The 459-nt window shown below is 29.4% G+C and carries 1 protein-coding gene; it reads left to right on the top strand.

Annotation, left to right across the window (positions count from 1 at the left end; translation table 11 throughout):
- Positions 1 to 459 (top strand): hypothetical protein (locus LS69_RS10695; protein WP_194145505.1); only part of this gene is annotated, 459 nt, incomplete at its 5' end.

The following is a 459-nucleotide window of genomic DNA, read 5'->3' as shown; positions in this document are numbered from 1 at the left end:
TATAAAATCCAATCCCATCAAACCAATCTACAAAGTCTAAGAACTTATAAAGATAAGCAAGGCAATCTAAGTCAGATTCTACCCTTACTCTATAATAATGAATGGGTCTTAAACAATCCAATAGCAGATGAGAATTTAAGAAGTCATATCTTAATCCATTCAGGAACAAATATTTTAGAATCTCCTTTGGATAGAACAGAGGGTTGTTTGCTAATAGGCAAAGAATTTTTAATAGACAAAGAGAGGCTTTTACCTCATAATGAGGATTCTCATATACAAAGACAATATGATAAAATCCAAAACAAACTAAAAAACAAAAAAACCATTACACAAGAAGAGAAAGAGATAATAGAAGACTATAATAATTCTAGCATAAGAGAGTTGATGGATTTTATTGAACAAAATGAATTTGAAGATTTCACAATCCATATTATAAATGATTTTAGAGGGTTGGGGTAA

This window comes from Helicobacter sp. MIT 05-5294 (assembly GCF_000765675.1).
Classification (GTDB): Bacteria; Campylobacterota; Campylobacteria; order Campylobacterales; family Helicobacteraceae; genus Helicobacter_D.
The sequence above is the reverse complement of the archived record's forward strand: the minus strand, read 5'-3'. Positions and strand labels throughout refer to the sequence as shown.